Origin of the sequence: Paenibacillus amylolyticus (genome assembly GCF_050990605.1) — a bacterium.
Taxonomy (GTDB): domain Bacteria; phylum Bacillota; class Bacilli; order Paenibacillales; family Paenibacillaceae; genus Paenibacillus; species Paenibacillus amylolyticus_H.
Genome location: NZ_CP158832.1, coordinates 6,055,860 through 6,072,641, shown reverse-complemented (window position 1 = coordinate 6,072,641; position 16,782 = coordinate 6,055,860). Strand labels below are relative to the sequence as shown.

14 protein-coding genes are annotated in these 16,782 nt (G+C 47.2%); all 14 read left to right on the top strand.

Annotated elements, in window-relative coordinates; genetic code table 11:
• Positions 1–15: 15 nt before the first annotated feature.
• Positions 16–372, top strand: coding sequence for a hypothetical protein (locus ABTV53_RS26620; RefSeq protein ID WP_433748227.1), 357 nt, complete (start codon positions 16–18; stop codon positions 370–372).
• An 81-nt stretch (positions 373–453) separates the two neighbouring features.
• Positions 454–1,242: a hypothetical protein gene (locus tag ABTV53_RS26615; protein ID WP_433748225.1), complete on the top strand. Its 789-nt coding sequence runs from the start codon at positions 454–456 to the stop codon at positions 1,240–1,242.
• A 14-nt stretch (positions 1,243–1,256) separates the two neighbouring features.
• Complete coding sequence (locus tag ABTV53_RS26610; RefSeq protein WP_433748222.1) at positions 1,257–2,231, top strand: N4-gp56 family major capsid protein; 975 nt, start codon at positions 1,257–1,259, stop codon at positions 2,229–2,231.
• Between the two features lie 44 nt (positions 2,232–2,275).
• Positions 2,276–2,605, top strand: coding sequence for a hypothetical protein (locus ABTV53_RS26605; RefSeq protein WP_433748220.1), 330 nt, complete (start codon positions 2,276–2,278; stop codon positions 2,603–2,605).
• Between the two features lie 43 nt (positions 2,606–2,648).
• Positions 2,649–3,233: a hypothetical protein gene (locus ABTV53_RS26600; RefSeq protein ID WP_433748217.1), complete on the top strand. Its 585-nt coding sequence runs from the start codon at positions 2,649–2,651 to the stop codon at positions 3,231–3,233.
• A complete protein-coding gene (locus ABTV53_RS26595; protein ID WP_433748215.1) occupies positions 3,230–4,273 on the top strand; it encodes a hypothetical protein in 1,044 nt (347 codons plus the stop codon). The genes ABTV53_RS26600 and ABTV53_RS26595 overlap by 4 nt, the downstream gene beginning before the upstream one ends.
• A 900-nt stretch (positions 4,274–5,173) precedes the next feature.
• Positions 5,174–6,562 carry a hypothetical protein gene (locus tag ABTV53_RS26590; protein WP_433748212.1) on the top strand — a complete coding sequence of 463 codons (1,389 nt, stop codon included), beginning with the start codon at positions 5,174–5,176 and terminating at the stop codon, positions 6,560–6,562.
• Positions 6,562–7,479 carry a hypothetical protein gene (locus ABTV53_RS26585; protein ID WP_433748209.1) on the top strand — a complete coding sequence of 306 codons (918 nt, stop codon included), beginning with the start codon at positions 6,562–6,564 and terminating at the stop codon, positions 7,477–7,479. Before ABTV53_RS26590 ends, ABTV53_RS26585 begins: the two co-directional genes overlap by 1 nt.
• A gap of 47 nt (positions 7,480–7,526) precedes the next feature.
• Entirely contained in the window at positions 7,527–8,156 is a 630-nt protein-coding gene (locus ABTV53_RS26580; protein WP_433748206.1) for a hypothetical protein, read from the top strand.
• 57 nt (positions 8,157–8,213) lie between these two features.
• Positions 8,214–9,971, top strand: coding sequence for a hypothetical protein (locus tag ABTV53_RS26575; protein WP_433748203.1), 1,758 nt, complete (start codon positions 8,214–8,216; stop codon positions 9,969–9,971).
• 59 nt (positions 9,972–10,030) lie between these two features.
• A complete protein-coding gene (locus ABTV53_RS26570) occupies positions 10,031–10,366 on the top strand; it encodes a transglycosylase SLT domain-containing protein (RefSeq protein WP_339306557.1) in 336 nt (111 codons plus the stop codon).
• 12 nt (positions 10,367–10,378) lie between these two features.
• Entirely contained in the window at positions 10,379–14,830 is a 4,452-nt protein-coding gene (locus ABTV53_RS26565) for an LPD38 domain-containing protein (protein ID WP_433748200.1), read from the top strand.
• A 233-nt stretch (positions 14,831–15,063) separates the two neighbouring features.
• Positions 15,064–16,305: an N-acetylmuramoyl-L-alanine amidase gene (locus tag ABTV53_RS26560; RefSeq protein WP_433748197.1), complete on the top strand. Its 1,242-nt coding sequence runs from the start codon at positions 15,064–15,066 to the stop codon at positions 16,303–16,305.
• Between the two features lie 12 nt (positions 16,306–16,317).
• The gene (locus ABTV53_RS26555) at positions 16,318–16,689 is read left to right on the top strand and encodes a phage holin, LLH family (RefSeq protein ID WP_339306563.1); all 372 of its coding nucleotides are present in this window, start codon (positions 16,318–16,320) and stop codon (positions 16,687–16,689) included.
• Positions 16,690–16,782: the final 93 nt, after the last annotated feature.

Here is a 16,782-nt window from a genome sequence, read left to right as displayed (position 1 = left end):
CAGGAGGTTCTTACAATGGCAAAGGTAAACGTACAGCCCGAAGGACAGACGAATGGTGACCAAATGACGCAGTTTACAGAGGTTGCATGGAAAAAGTCGGCCACATATTCATTTGATGTGAAGCAGGATCACTTTTATTTGCTCAACCAAGGCAATGAAGTGGTCGAGGTGAAGGTCGGAGGACAGACGCGGACCATTGATCCAGGTGAATCATGGGGCGAGGAATTGGAATATAACAGCTTCAGCGTGAAGGCATTGACCGATGATGACGACACAGGCGCACAGTTCCATACGATTGCCACGGTATACGGTATCCCGGGTCTCGACCGCATCAAGGGACTGCAAGACGATTTAAATAACGCGAATAAGTAAAACAACGGGCTTCTGCTGAGACTGCAGGGGCCCTTTCTATATACAATTTTGCTCCTACCATAGAGCAGGGAGGTTTCACCCATGGAAGAACTCGCCAACCATAGCGAAGAAGTAGTACAAGAAACGGTCGAGCAAGTGGCCGATCAGCAAGTTGACACACAAACAGAAGGGCAAGATTCCCCGCCACAGGAAGAGCCCAGAGGCATAAAGGTCAAGTACAACAAGGAAGAACGCTTTGTGCCAGAGGATGAGGTACCAACGTGGATTCAGAAAGGCTTGAACTACGATAAGGTGTCCGAAAAAGCCCAGCAAGCCGAGCGTTACCAACAAATGCTTGATCGCACAGCAAAATATTACGGATTCAACGACCCGGATTCCTACATCCAAGCACTGGAACAAGCTGAAATGGAGCAAAAAATTCAGGAAGAGGCCGAGAAACTGGGCGTTGGCGAAAATGTCATCCGTGATCACCTACAACCGCTGAACCAGAAGGTCAGTGAGTACGAAAAGCAACTGAATGAGTTGAGGGAAGCAGACCTGGTCCGCAAGGTAGAGTCGCAGATCCAAAGCATGGAGAACGACACAGCCAACTTCCCGGACTTTGGCAAATACAAAAACGATGTAATCAACATGGCTGCATCCAACGGTTATTCACTTGACGTGGCTTACAAGATCGTTACATACGACGAGCGCGTCAACACAGCCCGGGCGCAAGCCGAACAAGAGGCAATACGGAAACTACAACAAAACGCGGATAGCTCAACCGGTTCTCTCGGTGCTGATGCGCCTGACCCACAAGGTGGATACCTTGGTATGACTCCGGCAGAGCGTAAAGCATTCAGGGACAACAGGCGGGGCCGCGCAATCTAAGGAGATGACTATTCATGCCAACATTAGTACAAGGATATAACCCAACCACAGGCGTAAACGCACTGACAGCAGAACAAGCGGAGTTTTACCAGGACGAGTTGCTGGAACGCTTGATTCCAGAACTGCAATGGACCAAATTTGGCGAGAAGAACAAGAACATTCCGAAGCGTAAAGGTGCAACAACAAGCTTCCGCCGCCTGAACTCTCTGGATGTGAACACCACAGCATTGACTGAGGGCGTAACACCAGATGGTGTGAATCTGGACATCGTGAAAATTACAGCGGTCATCCAAGAGTATGGTGCTTGGACAAAGATCTCTGACTTCATCGACATGACAGGACTTGATCCACTGTTGCAAGAGGCATCCGGTTTGATGGGGGAAAACGCGGGTGAATCGATCGATACCATCGTTCGTGATGTGGTAGCTGCTGGTACGAATGTGTTCTATGCAAATGGTAAGGCTTCCCGTAGCGCATTGCTGTCAGCCGACAAGATCACGGCATTGGACATCCTGAAGGTACGCCGTACCATGAAGCGTAACAAGGTTAAGCCGATCCGCTTGCCTAACGGTGGTTCTGGGTACGTGGCAATGGTTCACCCTGACGTTGCGCTGGACATCATGCAACTGCAAGAGTGGAAGGATCAGAACACATACGTGGACACCAAGAACCGTGAGGAAGGCACCTTGGGCAAGATGTACGGCATCTACTTCATGGAGGTAGATAACGGCGTTAAATACGCTTCTGGTTCGGCTGGTGCACCTGCTGCCAATGATGCATACGCTACAATCTTCCTTGGTCGCGGTGCTTACGGACTGCCGGACATCGAAGGTTCCATGAAGCCTGAGATCATCGTACACCCTGCCGGTTCTGGTGGTGTAGCTGACCCACTCAACCAGTTCAACACCGTCGCTTGGAAATGTGCGTTTGCCACTGTGCGTCTGCAAGAGTTGGCTATCGTTCGTTACGAGTCTGGCGCAACTGTATAACATATGGAGCCTTCGGGCTCCTTTTAATTTGAGGAGGAAACGAAATGGCAGCGAAAGAAGCAGAGAAAACACCAGAACAAATGCAAATGGAAGAGAAAGCATATGAGCGTCAAGCAGCAGAAGCAGAGAGAAGCGTACTGGAACAGCTGAAGGCCATGCCTAAAGTGAATATTCTGATCCCTGATGACCCTACGAACCCGGATGACAAGGTACTACCAATCGGATTTAACGGTGTAATCTACACGGTGCCACGCGGTAAACCAGTAGAAGTACCACAGGCTATCGCAGAAATCTACAATTATTCCTACACGATGACACGTGAAGTTAACCAACGCATCGAAAACAGCACCAAGAAGGAAATCAAAGGCATGTGACAAGGCCCCATAGGGGCTTTTTCCTGTTTGAAGGAGTGATAACGTGAAACTACAGGAGATCTTGGAAGAGATTAGTGAGAAATACCCGCATAGCCTGTCCAATGATAGTGTGATCCGGAAGATTAACCAGGTGCAGAACGAACTGTTTCGTACCACAGCAAAGATAAAAACCATGGCTATCTACCACTTGAAAGAAGGGATATTCGCCTACACATTGCCTTTCCCTCGTACATCGTTGTCGGATGTGGTCGTGCAGGGACGGGAATACATGTACCAGGACAGTAAGAAGTCAGCGAACGAACCATTCTACTATTTTGTCGGGTCTAACGGTCTTGGTATCTTCCCAACACCTGATAAGGACGTCGAGAATGGACTGTCACTGTTTTATTACAGGTACCCAAACCAATTGGTTTCTACTGATCTGAACGCTGTTCCTGAGCTTGATCAGGACTTTCACAGCCTGCTGATCTACGGGACACTGGTGCAGATTGCAGAGAACTACAGTGATGTGGCGATGGTGAATAACTTTGCATCGCGGTATAACGGGCTCATGACCGAATTCAAGAAGGCTGATGATGAAACCCCGGACTACCCTGTTATTGAAGATGTTATGGGGGTGTGGCAATGACACAATCATCAGAAAAAATTTCACAACAATATATTGACGGTGGTGTTATCCCTGCCGATTTAACCGGGCAAGAATCCGTTAGTAAAACGTATGTAGATACTCAACTATCAGCTAGAGACGTAAATATCTCAGCTGCCGCAAGCGCTGCAAATGCTGCCCAAAACGACATTAATAGCCATACTAATAACTCAGGAATACACGTTACGCCTGAAAATAAAGCGAATTGGGAGAGTAAAGCACCAGGGACGGTGCAAAATACTATAAATTCGCACATTGCGGATTCGGTAGCTCATCTAACAGCAAATGAACATATGAAATTAACAGGTATACAGCCCGGGGCAGAGGTAAACCAAAATGCCTTTTCAAAGGTAAATGACATTCCAGCATCGTCAAAAACCGACACGGTTACCATTAAAGGCGGAGTGGGGATCGCTGTAACCAGTAATCCCAATAGTAAAGAAGTAGAAATCACAGCAACTGGATCCTCAACGCCAGGTGCGCATGGATCCAGTCATGCAGAATACGGAGCAGACCCCATCCCTGTTGCAACCGAAACAGATGGAGGTATCATGAGCGCTGCCGATAAAAAGTCCCACAACAACATGGCAGATCCACCACGCGCAAAATATACGACTGCGACAGCAAAGCCCTTGCCCTATGTAACTTGGACAACTCCGAATTGGGATACGAAGAACTTTGATACAAACAGTTTTGTATCTCAAGGGAACAATGGTGAGATTGTCATTAATGAAGCCGGAACATATCTGATTCAGGCAAATATTAGTTTTAGTGCGAATCCAATTGGATTTCGCAATATCTTGTTTGAAAAAAACGGGAGCTATCTTGCATATCAAACCAATAACGCTAAAAATGATTCTGGGCAAATACCATCCATACGAAGTTCGCTCAGCGCCTTAGAGCAGTGCGAGGCAGGTGATGTCATCAAAATTTCTTGCTACCAAGATGCTGGAGCGTCGGAAGTTATGAATATTAACGCATTTAGCACATTCTCCATCATCAAAGTAGCAGGATTTTCTTAACTAAAGTTTATCCGCATGATCGGCTCTATGTTCCAACGCAGTTGAACAAGCTCAACAATAAATACTTTATCGTGGATTGCTATCATCACCGTATCATCTATTCGGATAACATTAATACCGATATTGCCAACTGGACAGAAATTGACTATGAGTTTGCAGGACCGCACAGCATAGCTAGTGATGGTGATATCTACGTAGTAGATAATGCTGGATGTCATGAAGTTTTAGTATTCAATTCAAGTTTTAGGCGAATACAAACCATTCCTAACGTCGGCTATCGTCCGCATAAGACTATATATGCCAACGGGCGATTTTATGTTATGTCATCCCAAACGCAAACCATTTACTGTTACCAGAAATTGAACGGGATTCTTGTAGAGGAGTACCATAAAACGCTACCGTTTCTGGATAATTCTTATTGCAGATCTATTAAAATAATTGATGGTTACATGTACTTTGTATCTGGTTCTAATCAGATATTTGTGACGAACTACATCAGCGGTAATTTTGAAGTGATTAATTCGTATACTACGCCGAATGAGTTCACTGGATTAGTGGATATTGAGAAGTACAATAATGAAATTTACTTAACATCCATGGGAGACGCTCGGTATTCTATCAGCCCCAATATTGCTAGGTCTGCAAGTCTTGCTGAGTTGTCACAAGGGAATTTCACAAGCATATACACGAATTTATCCTTAGTAGATTCACCATATTTCATGGAAGTCATGGACAGTAATCTATATTTCACAGAAGTCGGGGAAGTTCGTAATTCAGTTCTAGCAATGTATGGAAACAACAATCTTGAAGTTTACCATAGATATACTGGGTTACTCCCCGGTTCGATAAAACGCCGAGAGACATACCCGAGATAAAACATTCGAGAAGGTGAGGTGAAATATGAATCCGTGGACTTCTAAACCGAACAGAGGCAAACAGTCGATCTTTACCCTTGCTGATGGGATCAACCAAGCAGTTGAGTCAGTAGAGATTAAAGATAGCCAATGTGTAACATCAATGAATGTGGACTCTGCGATATACCCAACGCTGCAAGTAGTGGAGGGATGCTCTCTTTTAAGCCAGCACGCAGGGTATATTAACCATATAACCAAGTTTAAAGGTGAATGGTACTGCGGGAACGAAACTGGAGTGTACAAACTTTCTGGAGCGTCTTGGGTAGGGGTGTATGAATACAGCTATCCAAACCCGGAAAGATTGTGGGACTCCGCTATGTTTTTTGATGGAAGCAAGTTGTATTTTTTAGATGGAGCACTCCCATTGCAGCAGTACGATGGGGCTTCGCTTACAACCGTCAGTAACGCGCCAGCTAAAAGTTCATTTCTTACAACTCATGCAAACAGGTTCTACTTGACAAGTACGAATGATAATCTACTATCGTATTCTGGTCTTCGCGATGCTACTGATTGGACGAGCACAAATAAATACACAGGCACCGGAAAGATTACAGTGGAGACACCAGACGGTGAGAAACCTACAGGATTAAGCCAATTTTCAAATCATGTACTGTTATTTAAAAAATATACCATGCACAAATTGTTCGGAGAGGATAGCGTCAACTTTAGTATGACACAACCGTACGGTGTGGGTTGTATATCAGATCGATCAATTGTAAGCACACGCGATTCACTATACTGGCTTGGACCGGATGGGTTTTACGATTACATGGGAGGGGCGGCGCCAGTCAAAATTAGCGAGCCGATCAAACCATATATTGATTCGATAAATATGAATTACGCACGCCACTGTTGTTCTGGCACAGATGGACGTTTTATCTATCTGTCTTTGGTTACAGGTGCAAGTACATTGCCCAATGTGACGTTGAAATATGATATACAAGGCGGGAGATGGTGGCCCGTTAACTTTGTAGCCACGTCTTATTTCCTTGATGGTCAAGATCTATACTTTGGTACAGCCGATGGCAAAATAATGAAGATGGGTGGAGACACAATAAATGGCATGCCAGTTGATTGGTATGTGGTAACGAAGCCGTATAGTGTTGATGAAACAGCCCGTGGAGCTATTCACAAACTATGGATTGTGGCTGATATTGAAGGCGGATCTTCTTTTGTGGTTGAATACGCAGGTGGTACGGAAGGCGGGGCGTGGACACAGGTATATTCATCTAGCTTCAATAGTGGACGTATTGAAAGCATTCGAATACCGGTTATTGTAAGGACGCCTGAATTCTGGTACAGATTAAAATTATCAGGTTCTGGAAGAATGAAATTGCACAGGATCATTAAAGAAGTGACAAGGAGGGGATCCTAATGGCAAACGTCCAGTTGCCAACCGTTAATACTGGCGAAACGGACACAACTGAGTTGGTCAAGCAACTCCTGAATGCATATATCATGCTTACGGAGGAATTAACCTTCCTACTTAACAACTTGGATACACGGAATGTTAACGAGTTGAATGCCGATATAATCAATGCCGGAACAATCAATGCTGCGTTGGTTACCATCAAGAGTGAGCTTCAAGATGGTGCTTACATCGCGATTGATGGACAGGGCATGAAAATTAACGATGGAACACAGGACACCTTCAAAGCGGATATTAACGGACAAGTCAACATGACCGGTGCGACGGTCAAGAATAGCTTAAGTTCAGGATACATCCAAATGAGCGACCAAGGCTTGGTAATCAATGATGGTACGAAGGATACGTTCAAAGCGGACATCAATGGACAAGTGACCATGACAGGGGCCAAGGTGCAGAGTTCGGAGAACGGGTATCCGAGGGTGGAGATGAATCCAGATCAGAACTTGGTCGGAGCATATTCGGCAGCGAATAACTATCTGACGATTCAAGCATTGGGAGGATCTGATCAATCTCCGCAGGTACTTATTGCTGCGCCCAACGCAAATATGTTCATGTACGTCGCTGGTCTAACATCATTTCTTGGCACCACAGGTGCGAATTTATCACTGACATCCAACAGAAATGTATACATCACACCAGGCAATAACATCTATGATGTAATTGTTCCTTTTGACCAGTTCAAAGATGACGATAGCGGACGTACTTTGTATCAGGAATTACTCGGAAAGGCCCGGTCTGGATCCCAAACAGGATCATCTCCTGCGTACAACGGAGGCATACCAATAGGGACAGTACTACAGACAGCAGGTGGAGGAACGGTTACTTGGACTGGGATACCTTCACATTCACATACCCAAAACTAGCAATATATGCTATGATGTTGGCAAAATCTAACACAGGGGTGTGTGCAATGAAAAAGCATCTTAAGAATCTCGGATTGGTGCTCAGTGGTGTGGTGCTTGGCGTTGCGGTTTCTTTCTCGGGAGAAATCAGTGCAGCAACTTCTAAATTGCTTGGTGGTAAAGTTGGTAAGGTCATGACGGTGTCATTGGATGATAAAAAGATCGGGGATGCGCCAGTGATCGGCGGTACAAGCTACGTACCAGTACGAACGGCAGCAAATGAACTGGGATTGGAGGTTGCGGTGGAAGGCAACGAAATTAAACTGACCAGTCCAGAAGAAGTAACTGAATCAGGAGAAGTTACTGTACCTTCAAACGAAGATCTGGCCCAGAAAGCTAAAGAAGAACAAGCCGAACTAGATCTACAAGCCGAAGAGCTAAATGCGAAGAACGCAAAAATCAGAGAACTTGAACAAAAAGTAGAGACTGCGAAGAGATCCATTAGCAGTTCAAAGAAAGACATTGAATCAGTACAAAAAATGCTTGATGACGCAAAAGCCATGGCTACCGCTGGAAACAAGGCTTTCGAATCAGTAGCTAAAAGTTATGAAGAAGATATTGCAACATCAGAAAAATATATTGTAGAGCAAGAAAAAGTGCTCACTGGACTAGAAGCACAACTGGCCGCACTTAAATAATCCATACCAAAAGGGACTCCAATAGGGGTCCTTTTTCTATTGCAAAGGAGTGAGAACATGATCCAGACCACAGGTACCGTGGTAACGCCCAAGAAGAAGCAGAATCAACTTGCCGCACCTGTAGCAGCTGTACAAGGAATGGTTACTCCAAAGCCTACACCAACCGTGTCCACCTTAACCACTCCAGGAATGGGCAACGGTGGAGCCAACTACAACACAGGCGACCAAGCCATGAAGCTGCAGATAGCGCAGAATCAAGCAAAGATTGGCACTGATGCAGGGTACAAGGACAACGAAATCTCTCGAGCGTTACAGGTCATACAGAACCGTCAGGCGCAAGGGCAGGACACATCGGCACAGCAAAAGTACCTGACAACGAACCTTGGGTACAAACCACCCGGAGCAGCAGCAACAACGCCTAATCCGACCGCTGTAAATACACCAAGCGCGAATACCCAAATGAACAATACCCAACAGGGTATGGATCTACTGAGCCAGATGAAAGCTATCGCCAACCGAGAGCAATCACAGTTTTCGTATGACCCGAACGCCGATCCGCTCTATCAGGCGGCGTTGAAACGTGCACAGTCCAACATTGATAGCGGCAACTCAGCAACACAGGCCGAACTTAATCGTCGTGGTATTCTGAACAGCACTATTACCAGCGACCGGATGTCTGAACTGGCAGCACAAGAGATGGGCCGCGTAGAGACGGACGTCATGCCATCACTGATGCAACAGGCATACCAGCAGTACATGGATCAGGAAGCGTTGAAACAACAGCAGTTCGGTAACCTTGGTGCACTGTCACAAAGCTACTTGGGTGAGGATCAGCGTCAGTTTGGTAACCGTGTAACCGAGGGTGAACTGACTGGTAACTACATGCCAGAGGGTGCACAGAATGCGATTAACAGCATCCTTCAACTGAAACAACAGGCAGAGGCCAAGGGGATCACGGCACAAGAGCGTGCGAAACTGAGTGCTCAGGCTGATGGGTACAGGGCGCAGTTGCTGTCTATGGGTATTGATCCATCTCAGTATGCATCAGGTGTCAATTACAATACAGCACGCACCAACAACGCTGGTATCAGAACCTTGGGCGGACAGACGATGGATCTTAACAACAAACAGGCTAACCTTGGCGCAGCCGCTACGTACATGGATGCAACTGGTCGGGTGGTTACACCGCAAAGCGATTGGAGTGGATTCGCGCGCCAAGCGGCTAACCCGAACGCAGCACTCACCATGGCTGGTCAAAATCAAGCATACAATCAGGGCATGCAAAACCGACAACAAGACTTCGTGGAAGGTCAACAAGGTATCGACAACGCATTCCGCGCAGAACAATTTGCATATGCCAAAGCTCGTGACGCTGTGGCAGATAGCCAATGGAGCCAGCAATTTAACCAAAACGCTACTCAATTCGGTCTCAATTATGCACTCAGTCAATTGCAGCAACAGGACGACAGCGCTTATCGTAACGCAATGCTGGGTATTAGCCAGGATGAAAACTCTCGCGCATGGCTTGGACTGGGCAGCACACAACCGGCTGAGTATAGCGGCATGAACGCCAACCAAGTGCTGAGTGCGTTACAGTCACAATACATCGACCCAACCACTGAGAAGTACGCTCCGCCTAAAGACGCAGCGACCCGAGAACAGATCTATCAGCAAGTCGCTGGATACGGTTTGCCACAAGGTCAGGATGATCAGGTCATGTTGTCCATGGGACTGACTACGAAAGAGATTCAGGAATTCGATAAGAAGTACATTCAACCATCAGCTGGCACGGGAGCGGCAGCTGCGGGAAAGTAGCCAGCCCCACATCCAATGGGACTGGTGGGGCCCTTTCCTACAATAATTATTACAAAGCAGTGAAGGACGCAAAGGCCAACCCGAATAACTACGCCACAGCAAGCGCGGCGGTCAGCAACGCTATCAAAGCATTGGGATACCCTGATAGCTGGTTACAACCCGCGCTTGAGTTGGTAGCCAGGGAATCCAGTTTCAACTCGAATGCGAAGAATCCTAAATCTTCCGCGGCCGGGTTATTTCAGTTTCTGGATAGCACCCGTAAGAATTATGGCGGCAGCTCAGTAAACTGGAGCGATCCAAATCAGCAAGCGTTACAAGGCTTGAAATATGTAAAAGATCGCTATGGCGACCCGGTTAAAGCACTGCAATTCTGGGATAAAAACAAGTGGTATTAAGGAGGTAGGCGCATGGCGACAAGGCTTGAACAGTTTTCGGAGGATCAACGCAAGAAGGCAATGCAAATACGTGAATCAGCAATGAACGGAACGCTCAGTTTACAACAGCCAAGCGCGCCAATTAACCCGCGAACACAGGCGGTTCAGAATTATTTCGCCAGTCAAAAGTCCATGAACGACCTGAAATCAGCCTTGCCGCCTGCGCTCACTCAACCCGGTTCAGACATTTATATGAATTCGACGTTGGGCAGATCGCTTGCAGGTAATCCGCAGGCAATTCAGACATACCAACAGGCTACGGGTATTAACCCAACGCCTATTCCGCCACAGCCAAGTCAGTATGAGATCAACAAGCAAAAGATTGCGGACAGTGCGGCCAAGAGTAGATTCGCTGAATTTGTATCTCCATTTTCCAACCTGATGAACGATATCACCTACGGTAACCCCGTGGGTGGTTTCGTTACTCGGGCAGTCGGTACAGGTGGCGGTATGTTGCTTGGCACGCCTTCGATGGCTCCTGGTTCAACTGGAAACGCTACAGCGGATAGAGTGGCCGACATCACGGGTATTGCCGGAGGCGTGCTTGGCGCAGGATTCAACCCTGCTGGTGGCGGAAACTTGATCACTGCTCCATGGCGTGCAGCCAATGGATTGATGGCAACACGCGCCGGGAACACTCTGACGAATGTGGTCGGTGGCGGTATTGGTAAGGTGCTACCTCGCATTAGCCCGAACACAGCAAACAGAGTGGCAGAAACGGCCATGCGTGGCGCTGCTACTGGCGCTGTAAGTAACACCGCAATGGGTCTGATCCAAGGCCAGAACAGCAATAGCGACGTGCTAAGAAACGCCGCTCTGGGCGCTGGATTGGGTGCAGCAGGTGATTTACTCGTGGCAGGAATTGGAGTTGGCTTGCGTAATGCGTTGACTAAACTCAAAGGCAACAACGGCGTGCGGCAGGCAGAGGAAATCTTGGCGCTACCTCTTGGCCGTGGTGATGAACGGTTGAGTGCAGCGCAGAGACGTGGTCAGACTGCTGCAGGGAACGACCCAATCGTGAATCCATCCAACTGGACACCTGAACCACTCGGACTACCAGCAGGTCAACTGGCTGCGCCTACGACTGGGCGGTTGGCACAGGTGGGGAATGTATACCGTCAGAAGTTTGAAAACCTGATGCGTGTAGCAAATGAAACTCAATTTACGCCAGGCCGGGAAGCAGAAGAGTTGGAAGGATTATGGGCGTCTATGGCTGATCGGAGTGATCCGGGATTATCGGAACTGATTGACCGTGCATATGCTACAACTAAACGTGAGATCACACCAGATCTGATGCAACGTGCACGTGCTAATCAAGCACAAAGAGACGTGTACGGCGTACCGCTCCCAGTGAAGAGTCTGGATGATCGGATGCCACGTCCAACTGTTGCTGACGATGCTAAGGTCACGCAAGAACGATTGACATTTGACCGCCCTGCAAGAAACGGCGAACCAGAGGTTATTAATCCCGGTGGTAACTCAGTCAATCCACGTACAGAAGCGGTTAAACGATATCAAGCGGAACAAGGGATGATCCCGACAACGGGAGCTGGACAGGCATCAGATAGTTTCTTAACCAGTCGACCTGGGCGTGTAGTTGAGCCATCTCCAGCGCAACGAGTGGATGATGTGATTCCAGAAGCTACACCTGATGCGCCGTTAAACTATGCTGATGACTACCAATCAGCAGCCAATGCCACAAAGCAGAACTGGTTTACAAATCTGTTTGGTAATGGTGGCGTGGGGATCTCTCCATTTGGTAACAACCGTAGAGTTGGCCGGAATCCTATCAGCACTGAGGACCAGATTGTCGGCAGCAACATTAAACGCGATGCCCAAGGAACCATAGAGCAAGTGCAGGCAGCGACACGAGCGGCTTACCAGAACACGGTTGATTATTTGTCACCGTTGAAAAAAATTAGCAAGAAGGCGTATGAAGAATCTATCGATGCAAGTCGTGCAAACAACATTGCAAATACAATCATTAATGACAAATTTGTGAATGCCCAAGGCGAGGTTATCGGTGAGAGCTTGAAAGAAATATTCGATAAGGTACCACGCGGCCAAACGAATAAATTCATCGACTTCTTAGTCCAACGTCATGCAGTAACACGTATGAAGCGCGGCGAAAGAGTGTATGCAGAGAATTTGCAAATGACTCCAAGGAAGCTACAGCAACAGATGGATCAGCTACTCGCACGAAATCCAGAGTTTGAAAATATCGCGAAGGATTGGGATAGATTCAACGAAAACATGCTGAAAGTGTTCGGCGTGGATGAGGGATTGATCTCACCTGAAATGTTCAATGTCATGCGTCAAAAGAATCCGAATTACGTGCCAATGATGCGACAATTCAAGCTGTCAGAGAAGTTTGCTCAGCCATTTACCATGAAGCAGAGCAACGCTTTCTCTGGGCAAAAGGCACCAATCAAAGAAGTAAGTCCAACCGGTTCAGTACGTAATATCGTTGACCCACGCCGTTCGATTATCGAATCCACGGGCGCATGGGTTAATGCCTCAATGCGGAACCGAGTCATGCAGTCTTTGGTTGATGCTGTGCGTGCCGATCCTAAATCATTCAAGGGTATAGCCGAGATTGTTCAGGCTCCAAAAGGACAACCGAACTTGCGCCAAGTCCTGTCAGACGGAGATCAGCTTGATTTTATGAACATGCTGAATGACGATTTTAATAAGCTGTTCAACCGTACACGATTGGATGAAGATAACGTGATTAGAGCGATGTACAAAGGCGAACCGGTTTATCTGAAAATACACGATCCTGAATCTGTTAAAGCCTTGTCCGGTATGGGCGCAGAGGTTTCTAACGTTGTACTGGATACCATCGGCAAGTTGAGTACGGCCACTAAGTACTCGGCAACCGGTCCATTCGCGCCAATGTTTGCAGTCAAAGGGTTCTTTATGGATACGCCACAAGCGCTGATCCAATCCAAGAATCCAGCGATGCATATGGTTGATTTGGGACATGCATTGATCAGCTCCATTGCAGACACACTGCCGAAAGGTACTCCAGGAGTCGAAAGTCTCCGGTCACTGGCACAAGAGTATCGCCGTGTAGGTGGAGGGTATTCCGCTATCTTGCGTGGAGACAGAGGTCTAAAAAGAGGCGTATCACAGATGAACAGAGATCCGTTGTTGTCACCTCAGAATATTGCTAAGACAACCGGAAAGGCAGTAGCTGCGCCATTTAAAGCACTGGCTAAATTCGGTGATGTCGGTGAGAACGTTAACCGGATAGCGGCGTACAAGGGCGAACTCAGACGCAGAGGAAATGATAGAACGCCAGAAAACATCACAGCGGCACTCAATGAATCCCGAGAGATTACAACAAACTTTAGCCGCCGTGGTGACATTTCTACTCAAGTAGAGAAGTTTGTTCCGTATTCAAACGCGGCTATGCAAGGGTTGCGCAGATTTGTTTCTCAGTGGAAGAACCATCCGGTTAAGACAGCTGCATTGGTGTTTGGATCGATAATGATTCCAAAAGCGTTGGAACTGGCTAACCATTATGGTGATCCAGACTATGAGCAACTGCCAGCTAGGGAGAAGTACAGAAACCTGATTCTGAGCAAGCGTGAAGATGGCAAGTTCAACAAAGTTCCAATCCCGATGGAGTACGGCGCTCTGGGCGCTCTGTTTGCAGACATATTGGAATCAGTCTATTACGAAGACCCACAAGCGTTTAAGGGATCAGCAGAAGCCTTGGTAAATGCGTTCACACCACCGCAATTGTCTGGTGTAGTGGCGCCGCTCACAAGAGGTGAGGGACTTGGTGAAATGATCGTTGGTGGACTAAACTCCACGGTAGCAGCTCCATTCGTCGCTACTGCTGCCAATATCGACTATGCAGGTCGACCAATTGAGTCAGGCGCTCTGGAAGGTAACTCGCCAGTGAATCGTTATGACGAGCGTACATCAAAAGTGGCCATCGAATTAGCTCAGTATCTCAAAATGTCACCGAAGAAAATTGATTACCTGATCCGTTCATACGGTGGCGACCCAGCCAGATTGTTGCTACCATTGACCTCAGACGCTGGACAAGGTGATATTAAAGGGACGCTGCTGAAAAGCTTTATTGTTGATCCGCAGTTTTCTAACACGTTGTCTGCTGACTACTACGACTACAAGGAAAAAGTAGCTCAGGCCGAAAAAGATTATAAAGATGGCAAAGCAGAGTTACCATCATGGTATGACCAACGCATGACGGATATGATTACAACAACCCGAGCTGGTTCATACAATAAACGTTTGTCATTGCTGAGCAAACAAAAGCGTGAAATTCAAGCGAATAAAGATCTGACCGCTCAGCAGAAGACGGATCAACTGCGAGAGGTGCAGTACAAAATCAATGACATTTACATGACAGTCAATCAAGCCATGGAAGAAGCCGGAATTCCTTTGAAATGATGGTTTATTCCCGTGTTAGATGTGGTAAAATAGAGATACACCACGTAACAGCATACACCCGTTAGGACCCAGGGAAAGCATCCCGGGTCCTTTTACTATTTGAGGTGATTATATGATTGAAATGGACGAAGACGAGTACCAGGAATCTGTTGTGTCAGACGAAACCCTACACCTCGTATCAATATTTTGCGGACCAGAAGTAAGAGATAAACTGCTCTATCGGAGAGTGGACGATGTACGACTTCATAGTGGATTTGATTCACACCTTATTCAAGAACGGCCTGACCCTAAGCTCATTGGGTGCGGTCGTTTTTTTGATCCTAAAACAGCGAAAAATGAAGGCTCAGCTGCGGAAGTTCCTGCCTTGGATGTTCCAGGATGACAACGAAATTAAGGCGTACATGGCGAACCAAATCGTCATCATGCGTAATCAGGAGATCATTATGAGAGGAATGGGATTGGAGCCATGGACTGCGACTATTTCAAGCGAAAAACCGCAAGCTACAGCGAGTCTATCAAGCAGATTTTACTTATCATCCTGGGCGATTACTACTTATGCCCTGCTTGCAAACAAATACACCATACGGAGGTACTCAAAGATGGCCAAAAAACGAATAGTCATTGACGCTGGACACGGAAATCAGGACCCGGGAGCGATCGGGCCAACAGGCAAGAAGGAGAAAGACTTCAACTTGACCATGGCAATAAAACTGGATGCTCTGTTGAAAGGTAATCCGAACCTGCAAGTGAGCCTGACACGCCGTACTGACGTGTTCTTGGAACTCAAGGAACGTGTAAGTGTAGCCAACAAGATGCCAGCAGATCTGTTTATCTCCATTCATGCCAACGCTGCATCATCTTCTGCCAACGGTACAGAGACATTCTACAACCGCACCACAAGCGCGCCACTGGCCGGAGTGCTTCAACGCCACATGCTGGCAGCTACAGGGTTCAAGGATCGCGGTGCAAGGTATGGCAACTTTGCAGTAATCCGTGACACCAAGATGGACGCGGTACTGCTAGAGGTTGGGTTCATTAGCAATCCGGAAGAAGAGAAGAAACTGTTCGACGATGACTTCCAGAACCGTGTTGCCTTGGCGATTGCTCAAGGGATTTGTGAGTACCTGGGCGTACCGTTTGATATTCAAGCACCTGTTCTGCCCGGACAGGAACCGGTTAAAGTCACTCCGTACCCAGAAATGAGCGTTACCGTCCATACGGCTGCCGGTTCAACATACACCGGATACAACGTTAAGGGAACAACATGGGTACCATCCAGACCGATCGGTGAGTTGATTGGTGGTCGCATTGGCTACATCAAGGGCAAGGTGACAATCAACGGTGAAGCGGTAGAGACGATGAACATAGATGGTGTGGGATACGTGACAGCCCGGGACCTGACGAAACTGTTGGACGCACGTATCTTCTGGGACAAAGAGTCCCGTAACAAAGTAGAAATCTATCCTAAAAATTAAGGAGTGAGTGACATGGAAGACATTATGGTAAACGCCAAGCCTTATATTGATACGATTGTAAATGCTCTGTTTGGTCTGGTTGCGATTGTAATCATCGGCGCTATTAATGTAATTAAAGTTAAAGCGAAGGCATACTACGAGGCGAAAACAACAACTGAAGACCGCGATAAGCTCCACAAAATTGGCGCTGAAGCGTTCGCATGGGCTGAGACAATCTACAAGACATACGAAGGTGATCGGAAACTGAGTGAAGCGTACACTTATGCGAGTGAGAAACTTGCGGCGCTGGGCATTTCCGTTACTGGTGATGAGATCAGAGCATCCATTGAAAAAGCATATATCGACTACAAAGCTAAAAAGGCTGGTGGAAAGATTGCCAGCTAAGAGGAGAGGCCCTGCTATGACGGCAGGGTCTTTTTGCTTTGGGTAACGTCGGGGTAACGATAGGGTAACATAATCAGTTAACCAAATTTTTTA

Coding starts and splice junctions, on each gene's coding strand:
- ABTV53_RS26620 (WP_433748227.1), top strand. CDS start 16: ATGGCAAAGGTAAACGTACAGCCCGAAGGACAGACGAATGGTGACCAA.
- ABTV53_RS26615 (WP_433748225.1), top strand. CDS start 454: ATGGAAGAACTCGCCAACCATAGCGAAGAAGTAGTACAAGAAACGGTC.
- ABTV53_RS26610 (WP_433748222.1), top strand. CDS start 1,257: ATGCCAACATTAGTACAAGGATATAACCCAACCACAGGCGTAAACGCA.
- ABTV53_RS26605 (WP_433748220.1), top strand. CDS start 2,276: ATGGCAGCGAAAGAAGCAGAGAAAACACCAGAACAAATGCAAATGGAA.
- ABTV53_RS26595 (WP_433748215.1), top strand. CDS start 3,230: ATGACACAATCATCAGAAAAAATTTCACAACAATATATTGACGGTGGT.
- ABTV53_RS26590 (WP_433748212.1), top strand. CDS start 5,174: ATGAATCCGTGGACTTCTAAACCGAACAGAGGCAAACAGTCGATCTTT.
- ABTV53_RS26585 (WP_433748209.1), top strand. CDS start 6,562: ATGGCAAACGTCCAGTTGCCAACCGTTAATACTGGCGAAACGGACACA.
- ABTV53_RS26580 (WP_433748206.1), top strand. CDS start 7,527: ATGAAAAAGCATCTTAAGAATCTCGGATTGGTGCTCAGTGGTGTGGTG.
- ABTV53_RS26575 (WP_433748203.1), top strand. CDS start 8,214: ATGATCCAGACCACAGGTACCGTGGTAACGCCCAAGAAGAAGCAGAAT.
- ABTV53_RS26565 (WP_433748200.1), top strand. CDS start 10,379: ATGGCGACAAGGCTTGAACAGTTTTCGGAGGATCAACGCAAGAAGGCA.
- ABTV53_RS26560 (WP_433748197.1), top strand. CDS start 15,064: ATGTACGACTTCATAGTGGATTTGATTCACACCTTATTCAAGAACGGC.
- ABTV53_RS26555 (WP_339306563.1), top strand. CDS start 16,318: ATGGAAGACATTATGGTAAACGCCAAGCCTTATATTGATACGATTGTA.